Origin of the sequence: Algoriphagus faecimaris (genome assembly GCF_900101705.1) — a bacterium.
In the GTDB taxonomy this organism is placed as follows: Bacteria; Bacteroidota; Bacteroidia; order Cytophagales; family Cyclobacteriaceae; genus Algoriphagus; species Algoriphagus faecimaris.
The window spans coordinates 1-3,082 of the sequence record NZ_FNAC01000087.1; the positions used below are offsets into that span (position 1 = coordinate 1).

At 34.0% G+C, this 3,082-nt stretch carries 3 protein-coding genes; 2 read left to right on the forward strand and 1 reads right to left on the reverse strand.

The annotated features are described in order from the left end of the window. Positions 1 to 156: 156 nt before the first annotated feature. The gene (erm(F), locus tag BLQ57_RS20610; protein ID WP_004295323.1) at positions 157 to 957 is read right to left on the reverse strand and encodes a 23S rRNA (adenine(2058)-N(6))-methyltransferase Erm(F); all 801 of its coding nucleotides are present in this window, start codon (positions 955 to 957) and stop codon (positions 157 to 159) included. 289 nt (positions 958 to 1,246) lie between these two features. On the opposite strand from erm(F), the gene BLQ57_RS20615 reads away from it, so the two are divergent. Both BLQ57_RS20615 and BLQ57_RS20620 read left to right on the forward strand, forming a co-directional pair. Then, the gene (locus tag BLQ57_RS20615) at positions 1,247 to 2,029 is read left to right on the forward strand and encodes a DUF4304 domain-containing protein (protein ID WP_087941492.1); all 783 of its coding nucleotides are present in this window, start codon (positions 1,247 to 1,249) and stop codon (positions 2,027 to 2,029) included. 162 nt (positions 2,030 to 2,191) lie between these two features. After that, positions 2,192 to 2,986, forward strand: a complete 795-nt coding sequence (locus BLQ57_RS20620) for a hypothetical protein (protein ID WP_087941491.1) — start codon at positions 2,192 to 2,194, stop codon at positions 2,984 to 2,986. Positions 2,987 to 3,082 lie beyond the last annotated feature (96 nt).

The following is a 3,082-nucleotide window of genomic DNA, read 5'->3' on the forward strand; positions in this document are numbered from 1 at the left end:
CTTTGATGACTTATAGATTAGTACCAAAAAGGTGCATTTATGCAGTTAAATAAGAGGTATAAATGGACAAAAGGTATATAAATAAACAAGTTATGCGGCAGCTTAAAAGACGACACCAAACCAGAAAAATCATCTTGACAACCACCCGACTTTGAACTACGAAGGATGAAATTTTTCAGGGACAACTTCCAGCATTTCCAAAAAACAGTTTACCCATTGACTTGGAGACAAACAAACAATTTGAGCATTAAGGTTTAAACCGAATTTTTCCGAAATTGACCTGACCTGACTTTTCCTGAAAATCGACTTTAAAGCTGTTTTTACAGATAAATCAGGTTTCTCTAACAGACAGGAAATAAATGCTAAGTATTTGGCTTTAAACTTAAAATCAAAAAATAACTGTTTTCTTTTAATGTTTAACAGGGCTGATTTGACAGTTGGCGGTGGAAAGAAACTTTCAGGACCTACCTCATAGACAAGTTTCAAATCAAAAAAAGTATGATAGAAAACGGTATATGGATTGTAAAGCTTCCTCGAAAATAACTTTTGTGTAGGTTCTAACTGAAGGACAATGGAACCTCCCAGAAAATTTCCAAGACTCTCAAACATCAGGATTTTGAAAATATCGGAAGTAATGCCATAAGGAATATTTGACACCACTTTGAAAGGAAATTTCGGAACTGCAAAATTCCTAAAATCACAACCGACAACTTGAACATTTCGGGCATCAGAAAATAATTTTCGTAAATGTTCAACCAAAGCTGTGTCGTTTTCAATAGCAACAACATTGTTGGCGATTTTTAATAAATGAACAGTAAGAAACCCCTTGCCTGCCCCAATATCTAAAACCGTATCCTGATTACTTATATTTGCTTGTCTTATTGCATCTTTTATTAGCACTTTATCAATAGTAAAGTGCTGACCCGTAAAACGAACGGGCAATTTCTTTTTTGTCATTAGTAACTTCTTACAGGTGAATACTTGACTGCAAATTTAGTAACTTTGCTTGACAAATTAACGAGAAAGAAGAGAAAATGAAAACCGACCGCATAACATCACCTATACGCAAGCAGGGGTTTCGTGCTTCGTAGGACAGTTAAGTGGTAAATTTAAAGTTCAGTTCTTCGTAGGAAGTTCAGTGGTTAAAATCCCTGCCTGCGTATAGCTGAGAACCGTTACCTGCAAGCGTAGCGAACTACACAGAATGATAGAAATAAATTGAAAACGTGAAATAACAAAGTAAAGAATGGGACTATTTTCAAAATTATTTGGCATTAAACCAGCTCAAAAGACAGCAACAGAAAATAAATTTCAGACTGACAACTCATCTATGGAAACTGTGGACTTAAAAAATCATTTTGACCAAATTTGTAAAGAGACAATCATTCCTTTCTTCAAGGAAAACGGTTTTAAGAAAAAAACACTTCATTTTGCTCGACAAACTAATGATATTACTCAATGCTTCAATGTTCAAAAAAGTCAATGGAATTCATATAGCAATAGCATAACTTTTACATTCAACTTTGGCTTCTACAATTCGGACATTTCTTCAATTATAGCAGACAAAGAAGTTCAAAATGAATTTCCAAAGACATATGATTGCTTTATTCAAAACCGACTTGGAACATTTTCTCACAAACGAGACCACTGGTATACAATTGCAAGAAATATTGACCCATCTAAAACTGCCGAACAAATAAAGACTGACCTTGAAACGTATTTAAAACCAATTTTTGAAAATTACACTACACTTGAAAAGCTAAAACAGTTTATAGACAAGGATGAGAAGTATATTAGTCCGACACTTTCGCCATATTACTTAATCGCATTTTATATGCTAACTGACCAGAAAGAAAAAGGGCGAAAAACAATACTTGAACATTATCAAAATGCCTTAAAACCACAGACAGTTACAGATACAGTTGTTTTGCCTGATGGAACAAGAAAAGAAAAAGTAACATCACATATTAACCAACATTACATAGACAGTATTAAAAAACTTGCTGACAGATATGAAGTTAAATTATAGACAGACAATAACGCCAGCAGGTAACAGGCGTTTGGCAAAAAAGCGGGTTCAGTGCTTAAATGAAGCTTTGTGCTTCGTATCAAGTTCAGTGCTGGCAGACAGTTTAGTGCTTCGAAATCCGCTTCTTCGCCAAGCGCCAAACCGTTGGCAACAAGCTAAAAAATGAAACGAATAATAATCATACTACTTTTAATTTCGAATATTTCAATCGGACAAACTCTTGATAGAATAAAGGTTAATTTCGATTTAGAAGTTAATTATCAATCTGAGAATGTTTTGGATAAATACAATTCATTTGAATATGACTTTTCTAATGTTTGGTCAGTTACGGAAAACCAAAATGTATTTGGAATAATCGGTGACGAACATCAAAGAATATCAATCAAATTAATTTCAGTATTTAGAATTTCAAACGGTCCATTTCTTTATAATGTTTATGGCAAATCCAAAGTCAAAGACAATATTTGTGAATTTTATGGAAACATTATCATTAAAGAAATTAGAGAAGTAAAAGAATTACACTTCGGAGTAGATGACGAATATGCCGACAAGGGAATCAAAAATCAAGGGGTTTTAATCGCGGATTATGAATTTTACGAAAGTAAAGAGCAAAATCACAGCGGAATTTTTAAAGGTACTCTCTTTTCAAAATGGTATTTGAATTCCAAAAACGAAATAGTATATGATAACATAGAATTTATTTCGGATGGATATTTAAATAATGCTTTCGTTGGAGTTTGGAAAAGCTACTCAACTGGCAAAGAAAAAAATTGCAATTGGGCTGATTATAGAGTTCCAATTGCAAACAGGGACTTTGATATTGGAGCTGGAGAATTCAGCGTATCTGAAAAGTATTGGAATAAAGGTTGGTTGGATATTGCATTAAAAAATAAATCACCGAATTTAGCAATTAAACCCAGCGAAAAAGCTGAAAAACAAAAAGAATGGTGGGAATAAAAAGCCAGTTGCCAACAACTAAGCTTTCGTGCGGCTTGCAAAGCCAAGCATGAAAGCGCTGTTGCACGAAACCGGTGAGGTGCCTATGGGGATTGA